The organism is Mycobacterium sp. IDUB_19 (genome assembly GCF_055419445.1).
Map to the genome: position 1 here is coordinate 1 of NZ_JBVAXR010000043.1, position 19,270 is coordinate 19,270.

Sequence of the window (19,270 nt, forward strand, 5' to 3'; positions counted from 1 at the left end):
AACCGTGCCAGGCCGCGTTCGAGCCGACTCATGGCCATGACCCTAGTTGCTCGGCTTCTCGGACCGCTATGGGCGTGGATTGAAGGGCCCGCGCGTCGGCACGGTGACCGTTTGGGTGACCGTGCTGGTCTCCGTGCTCGGTGACACCGTGACCGTGCTCGGCGGAACAGTGGTCGTGGGAGTGTCGGTGCTCGGCGGGGGAGCTGTTTCGGTCACGGTCTGCGTCGGGCCGCCGCCTCCGCCGCCCGGTGGGTGATGCCGAGTCGGCGCCGCGGCCGTGGTGGTCACCGTCGTGGTGGGGAGGGGGGTGGGCGTCGTCGTGGTCGTCGGACTCGGGGCCGGCGAACCGCTCACCAGCGTGATGATCGCGTAGATCGCCAGGCCGAGCACGATCACCCCGACCGCGCCGGCCGCGACCAGCGCTAGCGGACGCCGGTACCAGGGTGTCGGGGGCTCCGGCTCGGGCGCGGGGTCGTAACCGCCGTATCGCGCCGCCATCGTCGGCTCGGAGTAGTAGTCGGGTTCCTCTGGGTAAGGAGGCACGTCAGGAGATGGTAATCCGGTCAGGCTTCGTTGCCGATCTGGGTCAGGGCACGCTCGAACAAGTGGACCGTGGCCGCGTGGAGTTGATCGCCGACCTCTTTCTCGGCCTTGCCGGCACACGCGCGGGCCAGCGTGCCCTCGATCACGATGCCCAGCTTGAAACAGGCCAGCACCGTGTACCAGGTGATGTGCGACAAGTCGCGGGTGGTGTTGGCGGCGTAGCGCTCGAACAGCTCATCGGTGCTGGCCAATCCGTCCTGTCCACCCAGGGCATGGCTGAACACACTGGATCCGTCCGGCTGGCGCCAGGTGGCCAGCAGCCAGCCCAGATCCAGCAGCGGGTCACCGATCGTGCACATCTCCCAGTCGACGATCGCGACCACCTCCGGCCCGGTGCGGGAGAACATCACGTTGGCGGCGTGGTAGTCGCCGTGCATGATGCCGGGCGTCCACGTCGCCGGACGGTGACGTTCCAGCCAGGTCGACACTTCCTCGATGCCCGGGATCTGCGGCCCGGGATAGCCGTCGTACTCGCTGTAGGAGTCCAGCTCCGAAAGCCAGCGCGGGACCTGGCGTTCCAGGAAGCCCTCCGGCTTACCGAAGTCGGCGAGACCCACCGCGACGTGGTCGACGGCACCCAGCTTGGCCAGCGCGTCGGCCATCGACAGGCCCATGCCGTGGCGCACGCCGGCATCGCCGGCATGCAATGGCGCCAGTCCCTCGCCGGCATTGAATCCGTCGACCGGGTCCATCAGGTAGAAGACGGCGTCGCCGAGCACGCTCGTGTCGTCGCAGACCGCGATCAGATGCGGGTGCGGTACATCCGAATCAGCCAGCGCTGCAAGGACTTTGGTTTCCCGCAGGATCACGCTGTTGCTGCGCGGACGCAGGTGTCGTGGTCCGCGCCGCAGCACATAGGGCCGTCCGGACCTGACGAACCGCAACATCACGTTCTGCGTTCCGCCGGTGACGGCGCAAACATCCTGCAGCGGGCCCTCGCCGAGTCCCTGCCCGGACATCCACTCCGCGACGGCGTTCAAGTCCACGTGCTCCACGTGGTGTGAACCTACTCTGCGAGCGCTGCGTCCTTGGGTTTCGGTGTGTAGGGGATCTCCTTGCCAACCTGTGGGACCTCTGGGAAAACAGACGAAGTCACGGTCCGAGCGTGCCGGGAGGCGTCCGCGGCTGGAAGAATAGTGAACGCAACCGACTATCTCCGGTGGAGAGGACTGGCGATGCCGCGTACCGATAACGATTCCTGGGACATCACGCAGAGTGTGGGGGCCACCGCACTCGGCGTGGCGGCGGCCCGCGCCGCCGAGACCGAGAGCGAGAATCCGCTCATCAACGACCCGTTTGCGCGTGTCTTCGTGGACGCCGCGGGGGAGGGGATGTGGAGCATCTACGCCGATCCCGCCCTGCTGGCCAAGGCCGTCGAAATCGAACCCGATATGCGCACCCGGCTACAGCTGATGATCGACTTCATGGCGACCCGCACGGCGTTCTTCGACGAATTCTTTCTCGGTGCGGCCGACGCCGGTGTCCGCCAGGTGGTCATCCTGGCCTCCGGTCTCGACGCGCGCTCCTGGCGACTGCCGTGGCCCGACGGCACGGTGGTGTACGAACTCGATCAGCCTAAGGTGCTGGACTTCAAAACGGGTACGTTGAAAGCCCACGGCGCGAACCCGACGGCCGAACTGGTCACCATACCTATCGATCTGCGTCAGGACTGGCCAAAAGCATTGCAGGATGCGGGTTTTGACCCGTCGAAGCCGAGCGCCTGGTCCGCCGAGGGGCTGGTGCGTTACCTGCCGTCGCAGGCCCAGGATTTGTTGTTCGAGCGCATGCATTCGCTCAGCGCGCCGGGTAGCTGGCTGGCTTCCAACGTTCCCAGCCAAGGGTTTACCGATCCCGATCGGGTACGCCGGCAGCGAGAAGACATGCAGCGCATGCGCGCAGCGGCCGCAAAGCTGATCGACACCGAGATCACCGATTTCGACGACCTCTGGTACGCGGAGGAGCGCACCCCAGTCGACGAGTGGCTGCGTGACCATGGCTGGGAGGTGGCGGCCGCGACCTTCCCGGAGTTGATGGCACGCTACAACCGCACCGTGCCGGAAGGCTCCGACGACGCCATGCCGCCCACCCTCTACGTGTCGGCCCAGCGACGCCACTAGGGCGTCACGCGGCACACGGCGCTATTGGCCAAAATGCTTGAGCGCTAAGGTCGCCGCTATGGCCGAGCGACCCGCCCGGGTAGGCGATGTGCATCAGATCGCCGCGTCGATGCCGCACGTAAACGCGTGGAGGGGCCCAAGGGTAATGCCATCTATCAGGTGGGCGGAAAGTCGTTCGTGTTCTTCCGCACCCCCCAGCCCGACGCGACCGATCCGGGCACCGGCGAACGCTGGGCCGACGTGATCATGCTCTGGGTGGACTCGGAGAGTGACAAGCTGGCGTTGATCCAGGATCCCGGGTCGCCGTTCTTCACCACCAACCATTTCGACGGGCACCCTTCGGTACTGGTGCGCGCCGCCCGGCTGCCGGAAATCACGACGACGGAATTAGCCGAGCTGATTGCGGACGCCTGGCTGTCCCGGGCCTCCAGGAGGCGGGCCGCGGAATGGCTGGCCGGTCATTCGTAGTGCTCAGATCGTTGTTTTCAGGGGCCCACAAGTTGGCCGCGGCGATGTTTAGACACGGGTCTAACGGGTATCGCTAGGCAACGAGAAAATCCTTCTCGAACACAACGGAGGTCACGATGCGTGGTCGCGGAATAATCGGCGCGATCGTTTTGGTGTGGCTGCTCATTGGGGTTTTCGCAGCATGGCAACGCGATTACTTCAAAACGGGCCAAACAGATTGTGTCACAGCGGGAAACATCGCGCTGACGGTGGTCGCGGGGCCTTTGAACTACGGGGGCGTCAACCCGAAAGTCAAGGATTGCCATGTACCGCAACCCACTTCAATGCCCAGTAACTTAGAGTCCCTCGCGTAAAGGAAACTGTCATGGTCGTCTTGGGTATCGTTCTCCTCATTCTCGGATATGTTTTCGCCATTCCGTTGCTGTGGACGATTGGAATTGTCCTAATCGTCATCGGCGCGGTGCTGTGGATCCTTGGCTCGGTCGGTCGACCGGTCGCCGGCAGGCGGTACTGGTACTAGGCACCGCCGAGTCGGCTCGCCTGCTGTTTCACAGGACACACAAAGGAATGTCATAGCGGCGGCCCAGTCGCGCGCGGATACTGGAACCTGTGACGCAGCCTCGAACCTCCGTAGAGCGCGTTGTCATGTGCCGCGCCGACGGCAATCCCATCAACGTGCTGGTCGTGGACGACGAATCGGTCTTGGCCGAAATGGTGTCGATGGCGCTGCGGTACGAAGGCTGGAACATCGCGACCGCCGGTGACGGATCGTCGGCAATCGCGTCGGCCCGTGCCCAGCGACCCGACGTCGTCGTGCTCGACGTGATGCTGCCCGATATGAGCGGGCTCGATGTATTACACAAACTGCGTGAAGAGAATCCGCAGCTGCCGGTGCTGTTGTTGACAGCCAAGGACGCGGTGGAAGACCGCATCGCCGGGTTGACCGCGGGTGGCGACGACTATGTCACCAAACCGTTCAGCATCGAGGAGGTCGTGCTGCGGTTGCGAGCGCTGTTGCGGCGCACCGGAGTCACCACGGTCGATAGCGGCGCGCAGCTCGTGGTCGGCGACCTGGTGCTGGACGAGGACAGCCACGAGGTGACTCGTTCCGGTGAAACGATCTCGTTGACCTCCACCGAGTTTGAGCTGTTGCGGTTCATGATGCGCAATTCCAAGCGGGTGCTGAGCAAAGCGCAGATTCTCGATCGGGTATGGAGTTACGACTTCGGCGGGCGGTCCAACATCGTCGAGCTGTATATCTCGTACTTACGCAAGAAGATCGACAACGGCCGCGACCCGATGATCCACACGCTGCGCGGTGCGGGCTATGTCCTCAAGCCAGCCCGCTAGGACACGGCGAGTCTGGTCCCTTCGGCTGCAGCTCTTGGTCGGGCAGGTCGTCGTGCTCGCCCTGGTCTGCGTCGGGATCACCGCGGCAACCGAGCTATCGCTGAACCATCACTTGGTGCGCCAGCTCGACGGGCAACTCGGCGGGACCTCGCATCGCTCGGCGTTGATGTACCCGGAACCGAACCGCCCCGGCTGGGAGCACCACCAGCACTCCTCTTACCCGCGGCCTGGCCCCGGCCCGCGGTTCCTCGACGCTCCCGGCCAGCCGGCGGGCATGGTCGCGGCAGTCGTCAGCGACGGTAAGACAGTCGACGCCGGCTACCTGACCAGCATTGGTTCCCGGGCCGCGCTGAGCGACAAGGCCCAGAACCAATTGGCGGCGATCGCCGGCAGCCGCCAGCCGGTGACCCTGGATCTCGACGGCCTCGGCCGCTACCGTGTCGTCGCGGCCCCAAGCCGGCGTGGCGGCGACGTGATCGTCACCGGGCTGTCCATGTCCGACGTCGACGCCACGCTGCTCCAGATGCTGGTCATTTTCGCGATCGTCACCGTGGTCGCATTGGCCGCAGCGACGATCGCCGGGATGGTGATCATCAGGCGGGCGCTCGCGCCGCTGCGCCGCGTCGCGCAAACCGCGCGCCGGGTCTCCGACCTGCAGCTGGATCGCGGCGAGGTCGAAATGCCGGTACGGGTTCCCGAATCCGACGCCAACGCCTCTACCGAGGTGGGCCAGCTCGGGTCGGCGCTGAACCGGATGCTCGACCACATCGCGGCCGCGCTGTCGGCACGGCAGGCCAGCGAGACCCGGGTCCGTCAGTTCGTCGCCGACGCGAGTCACGAGCTACGCACGCCACTGGCCGCGATCCGCGGCTACACCGAACTCACCCAGCGCATGGGCGACGACCGCGAGGCGGTGGCACATGCGATGAGCCGCGTCGCTTCCGAGACCGAGCGGATCACCCGCCTCGTCGAGGACCTGCTGCTACTGGCCCGTCTGGACTCGGGCCGCCCGCTGGAACGCGAACCGGTTGACCTGTCACGGGTGGCCGTCGATGCGGTCAGCGACGCGCATGTCGCGGGACCGGATCATCAGTGGGAGCTCGACCTGCCCGAGGAACCTGTGGTCGTGGTCGGCGATGCGGCACGGCTCCATCAGGTGTTGACGAATCTGCTTGCCAACGCGCGCGTCCACACCGGCGCGGGGACCGTTGTGACGACGCGGTTGAGCACCGAACCGTCGCACAGTTTGCTGCAGGTGATCGACAACGGCCCCGGCATTCCGGCGGCGTTGCAGTCAGAGGTGTTCGAGCGGTTCGCCCGCGGCGATACCTCGCGTTCCCGCAAGGGGGGCAGCACCGGGCTGGGACTGGCGATCGTGTCCGCCGTCGTCAAGGCGCACAACGGGACGATCACCGTCAACAGCTCGCCCGGTCACACCGAGTTCACGGTGCGGTTGCCACTCAACGGGTGGCAACCGCCCGCAGCCTCGCTTAGCTAGTGCAGGTGACGTCGATCTCGAAGGGCTTGTTCACCGGTTGCGTGGGATTGGCCATGTCAACGCCGGTGGCAGTCCCGGTGATCTTGTAGGTGCTGCCGCTCTTCGTTGCCGAGGCGTTGCCGCCGCCGCCGGCTGCGGCGTACGCGAGCGTCACGCCGTTGACGTTGCCCAGCCCGACGGATGTCACCTGGGGCGGGTTGGCGTCGGTCAGCACGGCGGCGATGCCGGTCGCGGCCCCGCCGATTGCGATGTTGACGTTGCCACCTACCGTCGTGCACACGACCGAGCCGCTTACGTTCTGGTCCTTGCCGTCGATGATCACCTTGGTGCCGCCACCTCCGCTGGCACTTGCGGAAGTACTTGCGCCCGACGAGGACCCACTCGAACTTTTCTTGTCGCTCGAACAGCCGGAAATACCGGCGACCAGAATTGCTGCTCCGGCCACCGCGACCGTCAGTTCACGCTTCACTTGTTCTCCTTTGCCCGATCGTTGCGGTCCTCAACATTGGGGGCCGTCACCGCAGTATGCGGGTTTGCCTGGCCGCGCAAAAGAGGTTTCAGGCAAATTGTTTCGTCTGGGTTAACTCGGCTGCTCTCAACATGTGCTTTCGGGCAGGGTGCGTTAATGGCAAGGTATTGCCGGTGGACCACAAACCTCCCACCGCGATCATCGAGGCGGCGCATCGCGAACATGCCCTGCCCTGGGATGACACAACGGATTTCGACAATGCCGATCGCGGATTCATCGCGTCCTTGTCGCCCTGCGTCATCAAGGCGGCCGACGGACGTGTGGTGTGGGACAACGATGTCTACGCCTTCCTCGAGGGTCCCGCGCCAACCTCGGTGCACCCCAGCCTGTGGCGCCAATCGGGGCTGAACGCCAAGCAAGGCCTGTACGAGGTGGTGCCGGGCATCTATCAGGTCCGCGGCTTCGACCTCTCCAACATCAGCTTCATCGAAGGTGACACCGGGATCATCGTGATCGACCCGCTGGTGTCCACCGAGGTAGCCGCGGCGGCGCTGGACCTCTACCGCGCCCACCGCGGCGGCGATCGCCCCGTCGTCGCGGTGATCTACACGCACAGCCACGTCGACCATTTCGGCGGCGTGCTGGGCGTGACCTCGCAGGCGGACGTCGATGCCGGCAAGGTCGCGGTGCTGGCGCCGGAGGGCTTCACCGCGCATGCCGTGCAGGAGAACGTGTACGCCGGACCCGCGATGACCCGGCGGGCCACCTATATGTACGGCACCCTGCTGGAACGCGGACCCCAGGGGCAGGTTGGCTGCGGGCTTGGCCAGGCCCCGTCCACCGGTGAGGTCGCGATCATCGTCCCGACCATCGATATCCGGGAGACCGGCGAAAAGCACACGATCGACGGTGTGGAGATCGAGTTTCAGATGGCGCCCGGCACCGAGGCTCCCGCCGAAATGCATTTCTATTTCCCACGTTTCCGCGCGTTGTGCATGGCCGAGAATGCCACCCACAATCTGCACAACCTGCTCACCTTGCGCGGTGCCCTGGTGCGTGACCCGCACGCCTGGGCGGGTTATCTCACCGAAGCGATCGACACTTTCGCCGGGCGTTCCGATGTGGTGTTCGCGTCCCATCACTGGCCGACCTGGGGGCAGGACAGCATCGTCAGTTTCTTGTCGCTGCAGCGGGACCTGTATGCCTACCTGCACGACCAGACATTGCGGCTGCTCAACCAGGGCTACACCGGCGTGGAGATCGCCGAAATGTTCCAGATGCCACCAGCTTTGGACCAAGTGTGGCATACGCACGGTTACTACGGGTCGGTCAGCCACAACGTCAAGGCCGTCTACCAGCGTTACATGGGTTGGTTCGACGGCAATCCCGGCCGGCTGTGGCCGCACCCGCCCGAGGCGCTGGCACCCCGTTATGTCGAGGCGATGGGCGGGATCGATCGCGTCGTCGACCTTGCCCAAGCGGCTTTCGACGCCGGTGATTTCCGTTGGGCCGCGACACTGCTGGATCACGCGATCTTCACCGACAGCGATCACGCCGCGGCCCGCGCGCTGTATGTGGACACCTTGGAGCAACTAGGCTACGGCGCCGAGAATGCGACGTGGCGCAACTTCTTCATGAGCGGCGCAACCGAATTGCGTGACGGGAATTTCGGCACCGCTACGACGGCCACCTCTATGTCGATGCTCAGTCAACTGACGCCGGAGCAGATCCTTGACAGCCTCGCCATTAGCGTCAATGGGCCGCGCAGCTGGGACCTCGATATTGCGATCGACATCTCCTTTGCCGATCTGGCGGTCAACTACCGGCTCAACCTGCGCAACGGGGTGCTTGTCTACCGCAAAGTCGCCGCCGACTCTGCCTCGGCGTCCGTTACGGTCAAGCTGGACAAAAAGTCTCGCTTGTTGGCGGTGGCGATGGGCGACTTCACGTCAGCCGGGCTCGACATTTCAGGAGACCGGTCGGCACTGCAGACGTTGCTGGATGTGCTGGACAAACCAGACCCGAGCTTCAACATCGTCACACCCTAGGCGGCAACCAGCCGGGGGTCACGCGACGTCGATGACGACCTTGCCCAGGACCTTGCGATCGGCCACATGCCGCAACGCGGCCGGGGTCTCCGACAGCGGGAATCGCGCGCCGATGTAAGGACGGACCGTGCCCGCGGCGAACATCTGCGCCAACTCTTCGATATCGCGGACGGCCTCATCGGGGTAGTCGCTCATGAAGGTGCGGATCTCCATACCCCGCACGCAGATGTCTTTGAGCAGAATGAGATTGAGTGGAATAGCCGGGATGCTGCCCGCCGCATAGCCCAGGGTGACGAAGGTGCCGCCGCGCGCCAGACCCCTCAGCGCCGGCTCCGCATAGGAGCCCCCGACCGGATCCAGCACTACTCGGGCGGCATCCCCGGTGAGCTCGCGGATGCGTGTCTTGAGATCCTCGCGGTCGTAGTCGACCGTGGCTTTGGCACCGCGTTGTCGGCACAGCTCGAGTTTCTCCGGGCTCGATGCCGCGGCCAGTACCCGAGCCCCCATCGCCACGGCCAGATCAACAGCGGCCAAACCCACTCCACCTGCCGCGCCCAGCACCACGACCCAATCCCCTTCTGTCACAGCGGCGGTCGAGCGCAAGGCGTGATACGCGGTGCGGTAGGTGACGCCGAAGGCCGCAGCCGATGCGTAGTCCGCGTCGTCGGGCACGAGCGAGGCTTGAGTCGTGTCGAGCAGCGCTTGTTCGGCGAACGCTCCGAAGGTGGTTCCGGCTACCCGCTGGCCTGGACGGAACGGCGTGCCATCACCGACGGAGATCACGTCCCCGGCAATCTCATTGCCCGGTATGAATGGCGGTGGAACCTTGATCTGGTACTTGCCCGCGATGAACAGCACGTCGGGGAAATTGACTGCCGCGGCGTGGACCCGTACCAACATCTGGCCCGGTGCCGGGACGGGCTCGGGAACATCGTCGAGCACCAAACTCTCCGGCGGACCGTAGGAGCGACAGACAACGGCGCGCATCAATTGACTCCCAATCCGCTGAGACAGAACCGCACCACATGTGCGATGTCGTCGGGCCCGGGCCGACTGGCCGAGCCCACGTATCGGCGCATGGTCGCCGCCGTACAGCAGAACACCGCCTCGACGTCGCGTTCGACATCGTTACTGCCCAGCGCCGCAACCGGTTCGACCAGCAGGTCTCGCAGCGGCCGCATCATTTCCTGGTCGACCGCGCGCCAGTCGGCCGACATCTGGCCGGCCGCGGCGCGGCTCTTGCTGATCAGATGTGGTTCGGCCACTTGCGCGAGGGTGCCCTCGATCCAGCGGGCGATCTTGTCCTGCGGCTGTCGCTCTTTGGCCATCTGGTGTTGAAGGTAGGAGACCACGATCCCGACCCCGCGTTCCATCACGGCCAGGATGAGATCGTCCTTGCCGGCGAAGTACCGGTAGAACGCCTTGTTCGACGAGCCGGCCTCGGCGACGATGTCACTGACGCGAGGCGGCTCGGGCGCGACCCGTTCCATCACCCGCACCGCGGCAGCCAGGATGCGTTCGACCTCCTCGGTAGCCTCGCGTTGCCGGTCGTCCAGGGCGCGTTCGACGGCCGCCGCGACTCTGTTCGTCATGGCGAATGTGGTTGTGCGGGAACGCTACCGACAAGGGCGCCGTACTTTTCTCGGGCCGCGGCGCGCCGAACTTCGAGCATTTCACTGGGCCAGTCACCTTCTTCGGCGTCGTACCCCTTGAGCAACATCCGGGCCAGATTGACCTTGTGTGCCTCGGTCGGTCCGTCGGCCAGACCGAGCGCGATGCCGCCCAGCAACACGTTGACCAGGGGCAGCTGATCGGTGAGCCCAAGCGCACCATGCACTTGAATGGCCCGCAGCGCAATCGATTTCAACACCTGAGAGGCAAGGATCTTGCAGGCGCCGATCTCGGCGCGCGCACCGTGCTCGTCGCCGCTGTCGATCAACCACGCGGCGTGCAGCACGGTCAACCGAAACGGGATCAGCTCGGTATAGGAGTCGGCGACGAACTCTTGCACCAGCTGCTTGTCGGCCAGCGAGCTGCCCTGGGTGAAGCGGCTTTTCGCTCGGCGCGACATCATCTCGACAGCACGCTGCGCCATCCCGATGGCGCGCATCGCATGGTGCAGCCGGCCGCCGGCCAATCGGGTCTGCAGGATCAGGAAGCCCTGACCGGGTTCGCCGAGCAGCGCGTCTTGAGGCACTCGCACCCCGTCGTAGTGCACCAGGGAATGCCCCGGTTCGTGCGGGTCCGCTCCCACCAGGTGGTGGTTGGCTTCCAGGACCAGCCCTTCGGTGTCGGCGGGGACCAGGAACGTCGAGGCGCCGCGATGGACGGGAACGTCGGGATCGGTGATCGCGACGACAATGAAGAACGACGCGACAGCGGCGTTGGAGGAGAAGTACTTTCGCCCGGTGATCACCCATTCGTCGCCATCGCGGACGGCGCGGGTGGTGAACACGCGCGGATCGGCACCGCCCTGCGGTTCGGTCATCGAGAAGCAGGAAAAGATCTCTCCGGACAGCAGCTCGGACAGGTAGCGGTCCTTCTGATCCTGTGTCCCGAAGCGGGCGATGATCTCCGCGTTGCCGGTATCGGGCGCTTGGGTGCCGAAGACGATCGGCGCCCACGGGCTGCGGCCCAGAATCTCGTTGATCAACGTCAGCTTGACCGCGCCGAAGCCCTGGCCACCGAGCTCCGGGCCCAGATGTGGTGCCCACAAGCCATTGTCGCGGACCTGCTGCTTGAGTGGATCGACGATGCGCCGGCGCTCGTCGTTGAGCGGCAGGAACTCGCAGCCCGGAAAGAGCACCTCGAGCGGCTCCACCTCTTCGCGCACGAACTCGCGAACCCAGGCGAGCTTCTTCTCGAACTCCGGCTCGGTAGAGAAATCCCAAGACATTCGAATACTCCTATTCGTTCATTGTGGCGACCCGCTTCGCCCGGCTCCGCCGCGCTTGCGATCGCCACGTCAGGGAATTCCGCCGTCGGTCCGCAGAATCGAACCGGTTGTGAAACTGGACGCGTCGGACGCCAAGAACAGTGCGGCGCCGACGATTTCGCGCGGGTCGCCGGCGCGCTTCAAGAAGAGATGGCTGAAGTTATTGTCCCCGCTGAGATCCCACGCCTTGCTGACGTCGGTCAAGTAGGGCCCCGCCATCAGCGTGTTGACCCGTACGGTCGGCCCGAACGCCTGCGCCAGTCCTTCGGTCATCGCGTTGAGCCCGGCCTTGGCGGCCGCGTAGGGAATGATGCCGCCGTTCGGGCGCAGCGACCCGGTGGAGCTCACGTTGATGATCGACCCGCTGCCCGCGGCCACCATCCGCTCACCCACCAACGCCGATAGCCGGAACGGCCCTTTGAGATTCAGGTTCACCACCGCGTCGAACAACTTCTCGGTGACGTTGCTCAGCTTGTCGTACAGCGGCGACATGCCCGCGTTGTTGATCAAGGTGTCGACTTTGCCGAACCGTTCGTAGGTGGCGTCGACCAATCCGTCGAGTTGGTCCCAGCGTCCGACGTGCACGCCGTAAGGCATGGCGGTGCGTCCGGTCTCGGCCTCGACTTCCTTGGCTGCGGCCACGCAGTTGTCGAAGTTGCGGCTGGCGATCACCACGTCGGCGCCGCAGCGGGCGGCGGCGAAGGCCATTTCCCGTCCCAACCCACGGCTACCGCCGGTGATCAGCACCACGCGATCGGTGAGGTCGAAAAGTTCGTCGGCGTAACCCATTTCAGCGGCACCGCGTCGGCAGGCTGCGCGCCAGCTCGGCCGCCGTCGCGATCAGCCGCGGGATCATCGCCCCGAAGGCGTCGTGGATCTTCGGGTCGACCTTTCCGGTCCGCACGCCGGCGGCGTAGGTCTTCTCCAGCACGATGCCGAGTTTCCAGTTGGCCAGCACCAGGTAGTAGTCGATGTTCTCGGTGGAAAGCCCGCTGACCTTCTCGTAGTGACCCAGTAATTCGCTGCGCGTCGGCATGCCCTTCATGTCCAGATAAAACCCGTCTTCGCTTGGGTTTTCGCCGTCGTAGCCCAGCAGCGCCCAGGCCAGATCCAGCAGCGGATCGCCGACCGTCGTCATCTCCCAGTCCACGATCGCGGCAAGCCGAGCCGGGCCGCCGTGCGCGAACATCACGTTGGCGAACTGATAGTCGCCGTGCATGATGCCCGGCGTGTACTGCGCGGGACGGTTGCGGCGCAGCCAATCGGCTGCCTCGTCCAGGCCGGGCAGGTCGCGCACCTTGTACGAGTCGAGAAATGCCAGCCAACGATCGACCTGCCGATCGTGGAATCCGTCCGGGCGGCCAAAGCCCTCGAGTCCTTGGCCGCGCCAGTCGACCCGGCCCAGCTTGGCGGCGCCCTCGACGAGTTCGAACGCGAGCCCGCGCCGCGCGTCCAGGTCGGTGTCGAACGGTGGCTCCCAGCCGCCGTCCATCGGGCTCCAGCCGTCGATCGCCCGCATCACGTAGAACGGCATGCCGAGCACGGTGCCGCTGTCGTCGGCGGCGATCAGCTCGGCGTGCGGTACATCGGTGCCGGACAGTGCCCGCACCAGCCGGATCTCGCGCAGCAGGCCGTCGATGCGGGCCGCGTCCGCGCGGGCGCCGGGCATCCGCAGCACCATCCGCTCGCTGCCGCGCGCAATCAGATACAGCGTGTTCTGCGAACCGCCCTTGAGCTGCTCCAGCAGCGGTTCCTCGCCGCTGCCCGGAGCGTCGTTGGCGTCGAGCCATCGACCCAGAACACCCGGGTCCAGTTGGGTTTCACCAGCAGTCGTCATTGTCCGCACACCCCACTCTCTGTGTGGAGAATAGCATTCTCCGTGGATACCGCTAGCCCAGCCCGGCACCGAAAGCCGCGTCGAGAGTGCTCTGACGGCGAGAAACTCGCCGAAAACCCGCCCTCAGAGCACGTTCGGTGAAGAGGTGCTCGGCTGGGTCATCTGTCCTCCTCGAGATCGGGCCTCTCTTGCAGATTAGGAGACGGCCGCGCGCCGCGGCAGGGCGCGATGAGAAACTGCGAACCGGCTTTGGTGCTGACATCACTTACCCGACGACTAGGGAGAAACATGCAAGTGCTTCTGGTCCGGCATGCGTTGCCGCTGCGCAGCGAACACGGCCAGGGTTCCGACCCGGACTTGTCGGAAGAGGGGGTGGCCCAGATCGCGCGCCTGCCCGAGGCGCTTGCGCGGTTCCCGATCTCCCGGGTCATCAGCAGCCCCCAGCGGCGGGCCGTGCAGACCGCCGAACCGGTCGCGGCGGCCCGTGAGCTGTCCGTCGAGATTGACGAGCGCTTCGCCGAATACGATCGCGACCTTCCCGTGTACATCCCCGTCGAGCAGATCCGTCAGGAAAACCCGAAAGAGTGGGAGCGACTCGCCCGGGGCCATCTGCCCAGCGCGGTCGACGAAGACGCGTTCCGGGCGCGAGTGACGGCGGCAGTGGACGATCTCGTCACGTCCGCGGATCCCGAAGACACCGTTGTGGTGTTCAGCCACGGCGGGGTGATCAACGTGTTGCTGCACGAGATCCTCGGGACGTCGCGGCTGTTGTCGTTTCCCGTCGACTACGCATCGGTGACTCGCCTGCTGTACTCGCGGACCGGCCAGGCGACCGTGGCGGGAGTCAATGGGGTCGAACACGTGTGGGACCTGTTGCCGCGCAATCAGCGATGGTAGACAAGTTCGGTGACTTCGGCTGATCGACTCGACGGGCTGGACCTGCCCGCGCTGGACCGTTACCTGCGTTCGCTGCGCATCGAGCGCGACGGCGAACTGCGCGGGGACTTCATCTCGGGCGGCCGCTCCAATCTGACGTTCCGGGTCTACGACGACAAGACGAACTGGCTGGTGCGGCGTCCACCGCTACACGGGTTGACCCCGTCGGCGCACGACATGGCCCGCGAGTACAAAGTGGTGGCGGCACTGCAGGACACGCCCGTTCCGGTGGCCCGCGCAATCGCGCTGTGCGAGGACGACTCCGTGCTGGGCGCGCCGTTCCAGATCGTCGAGTTCGTCGCCGGGCAGGTGGTGCGCCGCCGCGCTCAACTCGAAGCCTTCAACCACACCGTGATCGACAAATGCGTCGACGGACTGATCCGGGTGCTCGTCGACCTGCACAACGTCGACCCGAATGCGGTGGGACTGGCCGACTTCGGCAAACCCAGCGGTTATCTGGAGCGTCAGGTGCGTCGCTGGGGCTCCCAATGGGAACTGGTGCGGCTGCCCGACGACCATCGTGACGCCGACGTCGAACGACTGCATTCCGGTCTGCAGCAAGCGATTCCGCGACAGGGTCGCACCTCGATCGTGCACGGTGACTACCGGATCGACAACACCATCCTGGACGCCGACGACCCGACGCGGGTGCGCGCCGTGGTGGATTGGGAGCTCTCGACGCTGGGGGATCCGCTGTCCGACGCGGCCCTGATGTGTGTGTACCGCGACCCGGCACTGGATCTGATCGTCAATGCGCAAGCCGCCTGGACTTCGCCGCTGCTGCCCACGGCCGACGAGCTGGCCGACCGGTACTCGCTGGTCGCCGGCATACCGCTGGCGCATTGGGAGTTTTACATGGCGTTGGCCTACTTCAAGCTGGCCATCATCGCCGCCGGCATCGACTTCCGCAGGCGCATGTCGGATCAGGCCAGCGGTAAAGACTCCGAACACATGCCCGAGGTGGTCGCGCCGTTAATCGCCCGTGGGCTTGGGGAGTTGTCCAAGCTGCCCGGCTAGTGCCGCGTTGCCGCGGCGTGCTGCTTCTTGGCCGCGCGACGCAGTTGCAGCATGCGCGCGGTGCCGACGGTCACGGTGAGCAACCCGCCGACCACGGCCGCCAGCAGGATGGCCACCCCCAGTGGCAGGTTCCAATGCCAACCCAAGAACTGGAACGGCGTCGACGTCGTGTTCTGGGTGATGAAGATCAGCAACAGGATCAGGATCAAGAAGCCCGCGATCAACGCCGACCACAGGGCGCCCGCTCGGGTGAACCCGATGGCCGGTTCGCTGGGTTTCTTGCCGGCATGGGGCGGTGGGGCAGGCGGTGGGGCAGGCGGTGGGGCGAGCTCAGGGGGCGGCCCCGAAGTGGGCTTTGGCGGCGGGTTGCCTGGCGAGCCAGGGGGGTTGCTGCTCATAGATCCATCTTTGTCCCATCCTGCGCAGATTGAAACCAAACCACGCAAACCAGCTGCTCCATGGCGACAGCGCCGGGCCGCTTCTGCCGTTAGTGTCAGCGTTATGAGGATGCTGCGGCGCGTGCACCGCGCGACCATCCCCGCGGCAGTGTGCTTTACGGCCATGTGCCTGGTCGCGTCCTGCAGCAATTCCGATCCGCTGGCACCGGAAATGCGCAGCATGAAATCCATCGTCGTCGGATCCGCTGACTTCCCGGAATCCCAGATCCTCGCAGAGATCTACGCGCAAGCGTTGCAGGCCAACGGTTTCGACGTCGGACGACGAATGGGCATCGGCAGTCGTGAGACGTACATCCCGGCGCTCAAAGACCATTCCATCGATTTGGTACCGGAATACGTCGGCAACCTGCTGCGGTACTTCGCCCCCAACTCGACCGCGACCATGCTCGACGCCGTCGAATTGGAGCTCTACCAGAAATTGCCGGGTGACCTGTCGCTTCTGACGCCGTCACCGGCCTCCGACACCGACACGGTCAGCGTCACCAGCGGAACCGCCGCCCAGTGGAACCTTAAAACCATCGCCGACCTGGCCGCACACTCGCCGGAAGTGAAATTCGGGGCGCCGTCGGCGTTCGAGAACCGCCCATCCGGCTTACCCGGACTGCGGCAGAAATACTCGCTCAACATCAGTCCCGGCAACTTCATCGTCATCGACGACGGTGGCGGCGCGGTGACGGTGCGCGCGTTGGTCGGCGGAAAGGTCACCGCGGCCAACATCTTCACCACCTCACCGGCGATTCCGCAAAATCATCTGGTGACGCTGGAGGACCCCGAACACAACTTCGTGGCCGGCAATATTGTGCCGCTGGTGAATTCGCAGAAGAAGTCCGATCACCTGAAGGTGGTCCTGGATGCGGTCTCGGCGAAAATGACCACTGACGGCCTGGCCGGGCTCAACGCGGCTGTGGCGGGCAACTCCGGCCTCGATCCCGACCAGGCTGCTCGAAACTGGGTGCGGGACAACGGCTTCAACCATCCGCTTACACAATGACGGCCGGCCGGGGTGTGGCGCGTTGATAATCTTCGACAATGTCAGCAAGGCATTCGCCGACGGGACCACCGCCGTCGATCGGCTGAACCTGGTGGTCCCCAACAGCAAGCTGACGGTCTTCGTCGGTTCCTCCGGGAGCGGCAAAACCACAGCGCTGCGGATGATCAACCGGATGATCGAGCCGACCTCGGGCACCATCACCGTCGACGGGGCGGACGTGTCGGCGGTCGACCCGGTGAAGCTGCGGCTCGGAATCGGCTACGTGATTCAGCATGCCGGGCTGATGCCGCATCAACGGGTCATCGACAACGTCGCGACGGTACCGGTGTTGCGGGGACAGTCCCGGCGGGCCGCCCGCAAAGCGGCCTACGAGGTACTCGAACGCGTTGGGCTGGACGCCAAGCTGGCCAACCGTTACCCGGCGCAGCTCTCCGGCGGCGAACAACAGCGCGTCGGTGTGGCACGCGCACTGGCCGCCGATCCTCCAATCCTGTTGATGGACGAGCCATTCTCGGCCGTCGACCCCGTGGTTCGCCTCGAGCTGCAGAACGAAATACTGCGCCTGCAAAGCGAATTGCACAAAACTATCGTCTTCGTCACGCACGACATCGACGAGGCGCTCAAGCTCGCCGACCAAGTCGCGATCTTCGGACGAGGCGGCGTGCTGCAGCAGTACGACGAACCCAGCGAACTACTTTCGCGGCCGGCCAACGATTTCGTGTCCAGATTCATCGGTCTTGGCCGTGGCTACCGGTGGTTGCAGCTGATCGACGCGAACGGCCTGCCGCTGCACACCGTCGACACCATCCCCGCCAGTGGGCTGACCGATCGGTCGCTGACCGATTGGGTGGTCGTGGTCGACGAGCACGGCCTACCACTGGGCTGGATCGACGGTGACGGCCTGCGGCGGCACAGCGGTGGTGCGTCGTTGGCCGACAGCATGAGCGGCGTCGGTGCATTGTTCCGGCCCGGCGGCAATCTGAGCCACGCGCTGGACGCGGCACTGTCGTCGCCGTCGACTGTGGGAATCGCCGTCGATGGCGACGGCAAGGTCATCGGCGGGGTACTGGCCGCCGACGTGCTGGCCGCGGTCGAATCCCAGCGGCGGAGGTGACCATGCACTATCTGCTCACCCACCTGGGCGATGCCTGGACTCTGACCGTGATCCACCTGCGGTTGTCGTTGGTGCCGGTGCTGATTGGGCTGCTGATCGCGGTGCCGCTGGGAGTGCTGGTGCAGCGCCAACCGATTGCGCGCCGGCTGACGACGGCGACCGCCAGTGTGGTGTTCACCGTCCCGTCGCTGGCGCTGTTCGTGGCCCTGCCGGTGATCATCGGAACCCGTATCCTCGACGAGGCCAACGTCCTGGTCGCGCTGACCGCCTACACCACCGCGCTGATGGTGCGCGCGGTACTGGAGGCGCTGGACGCGGTGCCGGCTCAGGTCAGTGACGCCGCCACCGCGGTCGGCTACTCGGCCGTCAAGCGAATTCTGAAAGTTGAACTGCCGCTGTCGATTCCGGTGATGGTCGCGGGGTTGCGGGTGGTTGTGGTGACCAATATCGCCATGGTATCGGTGGGGTCGGTGATCGGGATCGGCGGCCTGGGGACCTGGTTCACCGAGGGGTATCAGACCGACAAGAGCGATCAAATCCTGGCCGGCATCATCGCGCTGTTCGTGTTGGCGGTCGTCATCGACGTGTTGATCGTGCTGGCCGGCCGGGTCGCCACGCCGTGGTCGCACGCGGGTGCCACCGCGCGCCGGCGATCGGTGGTGGCCCCGGTGGTCGGTGGTGCGCGATGAACTTCATCGCGCAGGCGGTCTCCTACCTGCTCACCGTCGACAACTGGACCGGACCGGTCGGTCTGGCGGCACGCATCTTGGAGCACCTGGAGTACACCGCGGTCGCGGTGGGCGCCTCAGCGCTGATCGCGATCCCGGTCGGGATGATCATCGGCCACACCGGCCGCGGCACGCTGCTCGTCGTCGGCGCGGTCAACGGGCTGCGCTCACTACCGACCCTCGGGGTGCTGCTGCTGGGCGTGCTGCTGTTCGGGCTGGGACTCGGGCCGCCGCTGGTTGCCCTGATGCTGCTCGGTGTGCCGTCGCTGCTGGCCGGCACTTACGCGGGCATCGCCAATGTCGACCCGGTGGCGGTCGACGCCGCCCGCGCGATGGGCATGACGGAGGCCCAAGTGCTGCTGCGCGTCGAGGTGCCCAACGCGATGCCGTTGATTCTCGGCGGGCTGCGCAACGCGACGCTGCAGGTGGTCGCCACCGCGACGGTGGCCGCGTATGCCAGCCTCGGCGGGCTGGGCCGCTACCTGATCGACGGGATCAAAGAGCGTGAATTCCAGCTCGCTCTGGTCGGCGCGCTGATGGTGGCCGCGCTGGCGCTGATCCTCGACGGTCTGCTGGCGATGGCGGTCTGGGCTTCGGTGCCGGGCACCGGAAGGTTGCGCAGACCTCACCGGCGCGACAATGTGACGGTGACCGCACTTGCCGACCAGCCTGCCGCGGCCGGTGGGCAAGTCTTACGGTAG

21 protein-coding genes and 1 pseudogene are annotated in these 19,270 nt (G+C 65.6%); 13 read left to right on the forward strand and 9 right to left on the reverse strand.

The features are described from left to right. Positions 1 to 66: 66 nt before the first annotated feature. Together ACZY0B_RS23555 and ACZY0B_RS23560 are read right to left on the reverse strand one after the other, a co-directional pair. Positions 67 to 543, reverse strand: a complete 477-nt coding sequence (locus ACZY0B_RS23555) for a hypothetical protein (protein WP_463766648.1) — start codon at positions 541 to 543, stop codon at positions 67 to 69. Positions 544 to 563: 20 nt separating this feature from the next. Continuing rightward, positions 564 to 1,562: a phosphotransferase family protein gene (locus ACZY0B_RS23560; RefSeq protein WP_463766681.1), complete on the reverse strand. Its 999-nt coding sequence runs from the start codon at positions 1,560 to 1,562 to the stop codon at positions 564 to 566. A gap of 216 nt (positions 1,563 to 1,778) precedes the next feature. On the opposite strand from ACZY0B_RS23560, the gene ACZY0B_RS23565 reads away from it, so the two are divergent. The 6 genes and pseudogenes from ACZY0B_RS23565 to ACZY0B_RS23590 all read left to right on the forward strand — a co-directional run bounded on the left by ACZY0B_RS23565 (position 1,779) and on the right by ACZY0B_RS23590 (position 6,036). Then, positions 1,779 to 2,720, forward strand: a complete 942-nt coding sequence (locus ACZY0B_RS23565; protein ID WP_463766649.1) for a class I SAM-dependent methyltransferase — start codon at positions 1,779 to 1,781, stop codon at positions 2,718 to 2,720. A gap of 58 nt (positions 2,721 to 2,778) precedes the next feature. Further along, positions 2,779 to 3,188, forward strand: a pseudogene (locus tag ACZY0B_RS23570) (MmcQ/YjbR family DNA-binding protein). 116 nt (positions 3,189 to 3,304) lie between these two features. Next, positions 3,305 to 3,541: a hypothetical protein gene (locus tag ACZY0B_RS23575; protein ID WP_463766650.1), complete on the forward strand. Its 237-nt coding sequence runs from the start codon at positions 3,305 to 3,307 to the stop codon at positions 3,539 to 3,541. Positions 3,542 to 3,552: 11 nt separating this feature from the next. Next, positions 3,553 to 3,708 (forward strand): hypothetical protein, encoded by a 156-nt coding sequence (locus tag ACZY0B_RS23580; RefSeq protein ID WP_342927131.1) that lies wholly within the window; start codon positions 3,553 to 3,555, stop codon positions 3,706 to 3,708. A 125-nt stretch (positions 3,709 to 3,833) separates the two neighbouring features. Continuing rightward, positions 3,834 to 4,538: a response regulator transcription factor gene (locus ACZY0B_RS23585; protein ID WP_463766682.1), complete on the forward strand. Its 705-nt coding sequence runs from the start codon at positions 3,834 to 3,836 to the stop codon at positions 4,536 to 4,538. Continuing rightward, complete coding sequence (locus tag ACZY0B_RS23590) at positions 4,516 to 6,036, forward strand: sensor histidine kinase (protein WP_463766651.1); 1,521 nt, start codon at positions 4,516 to 4,518, stop codon at positions 6,034 to 6,036. The genes ACZY0B_RS23585 and ACZY0B_RS23590 overlap by 23 nt, the downstream gene beginning before the upstream one ends. Here ACZY0B_RS23590 and ACZY0B_RS23595 read toward each other — a convergent pair. After that, positions 6,029 to 6,505, reverse strand: coding sequence for a lipoprotein LpqH (locus ACZY0B_RS23595; protein WP_463766652.1), 477 nt, complete (start codon positions 6,503 to 6,505; stop codon positions 6,029 to 6,031). The two genes, ACZY0B_RS23590 and ACZY0B_RS23595, sit on opposite strands and share 8 nt — an antisense overlap. Positions 6,506 to 6,672: 167 nt before the next feature. On the opposite strand from ACZY0B_RS23595, the gene ACZY0B_RS23600 reads away from it, so the two are divergent. Then, the gene (locus tag ACZY0B_RS23600) at positions 6,673 to 8,553 is read left to right on the forward strand and encodes an alkyl/aryl-sulfatase (RefSeq protein WP_463766653.1); all 1,881 of its coding nucleotides are present in this window, start codon (positions 6,673 to 6,675) and stop codon (positions 8,551 to 8,553) included. Between the two features lie 18 nt (positions 8,554 to 8,571). Here ACZY0B_RS23600 and ACZY0B_RS23605 read toward each other — a convergent pair whose 3' ends face one another. From ACZY0B_RS23605 to ACZY0B_RS23625, 5 genes are all read right to left on the reverse strand, one after another. Then, positions 8,572 to 9,540 (reverse strand): NADPH:quinone oxidoreductase family protein, encoded by a 969-nt coding sequence (locus ACZY0B_RS23605; protein ID WP_463766654.1) that lies wholly within the window; start codon positions 9,538 to 9,540, stop codon positions 8,572 to 8,574. Beyond that, positions 9,540 to 10,145 (reverse strand): TetR/AcrR family transcriptional regulator, encoded by a 606-nt coding sequence (locus ACZY0B_RS23610; RefSeq protein WP_463766655.1) that lies wholly within the window; start codon positions 10,143 to 10,145, stop codon positions 9,540 to 9,542. The genes ACZY0B_RS23605 and ACZY0B_RS23610 overlap by 1 nt, the downstream gene beginning before the upstream one ends. Further along, positions 10,142 to 11,449 (reverse strand): acyl-CoA dehydrogenase family protein, encoded by a 1,308-nt coding sequence (locus ACZY0B_RS23615; protein WP_463766656.1) that lies wholly within the window; start codon positions 11,447 to 11,449, stop codon positions 10,142 to 10,144. The genes ACZY0B_RS23610 and ACZY0B_RS23615 overlap by 4 nt, the downstream gene beginning before the upstream one ends. A 69-nt stretch (positions 11,450 to 11,518) precedes the next feature. Then, positions 11,519 to 12,277 (reverse strand): SDR family NAD(P)-dependent oxidoreductase, encoded by a 759-nt coding sequence (locus ACZY0B_RS23620; RefSeq protein ID WP_463766657.1) that lies wholly within the window; start codon positions 12,275 to 12,277, stop codon positions 11,519 to 11,521. 1 nt (position 12,278) lies between these two features. Next, entirely contained in the window at positions 12,279 to 13,325 is a 1,047-nt protein-coding gene (locus tag ACZY0B_RS23625) for a phosphotransferase family protein (RefSeq protein WP_463766658.1), read from the reverse strand. A 288-nt stretch (positions 13,326 to 13,613) separates the two neighbouring features. On the opposite strand from ACZY0B_RS23625, the gene ACZY0B_RS23630 reads away from it, so the two are divergent. After that, entirely contained in the window at positions 13,614 to 14,222 is a 609-nt protein-coding gene (locus tag ACZY0B_RS23630; RefSeq protein ID WP_463766659.1) for a histidine phosphatase family protein, read from the forward strand. Between the two features lie 9 nt (positions 14,223 to 14,231). Next, entirely contained in the window at positions 14,232 to 15,278 is a 1,047-nt protein-coding gene (locus ACZY0B_RS23635) for a phosphotransferase family protein (protein WP_463766660.1), read from the forward strand. Here the strand turns inward: ACZY0B_RS23635 and ACZY0B_RS23640 are convergent. Then, on the reverse strand, positions 15,275 to 15,676 hold the full coding sequence (locus ACZY0B_RS23640; RefSeq protein ID WP_463766661.1) for a LapA family protein: 402 nt from the start codon (positions 15,674 to 15,676) through the stop codon (positions 15,275 to 15,277). The genes ACZY0B_RS23635 and ACZY0B_RS23640 overlap by 4 nt on opposite strands. A gap of 103 nt (positions 15,677 to 15,779) precedes the next feature. On the opposite strand from ACZY0B_RS23640, the gene ACZY0B_RS23645 reads away from it, so the two are divergent. The 4 genes from ACZY0B_RS23645 to ACZY0B_RS23660 are packed head-to-tail and all read left to right on the forward strand — an operon-like array spanning position 15,780 to position 19,270. Further along, positions 15,780 to 16,727, forward strand: coding sequence for an ABC transporter substrate-binding protein (locus ACZY0B_RS23645; RefSeq protein WP_463766662.1), 948 nt, complete (start codon positions 15,780 to 15,782; stop codon positions 16,725 to 16,727). 22 nt (positions 16,728 to 16,749) lie between these two features. Further along, a complete protein-coding gene (locus tag ACZY0B_RS23650; RefSeq protein WP_463766663.1) occupies positions 16,750 to 17,841 on the forward strand; it encodes an ABC transporter ATP-binding protein in 1,092 nt (363 codons plus the stop codon). A gap of 2 nt (positions 17,842 to 17,843) precedes the next feature. Next, the gene (locus tag ACZY0B_RS23655; RefSeq protein WP_463766664.1) at positions 17,844 to 18,530 is read left to right on the forward strand and encodes an ABC transporter permease; all 687 of its coding nucleotides are present in this window, start codon (positions 17,844 to 17,846) and stop codon (positions 18,528 to 18,530) included. Further along, positions 18,527 to 19,270, forward strand: coding sequence for an ABC transporter permease (locus ACZY0B_RS23660; RefSeq protein ID WP_463766665.1), 744 nt, complete (start codon positions 18,527 to 18,529; stop codon positions 19,268 to 19,270). Before ACZY0B_RS23655 ends, ACZY0B_RS23660 begins: the two co-directional genes overlap by 4 nt.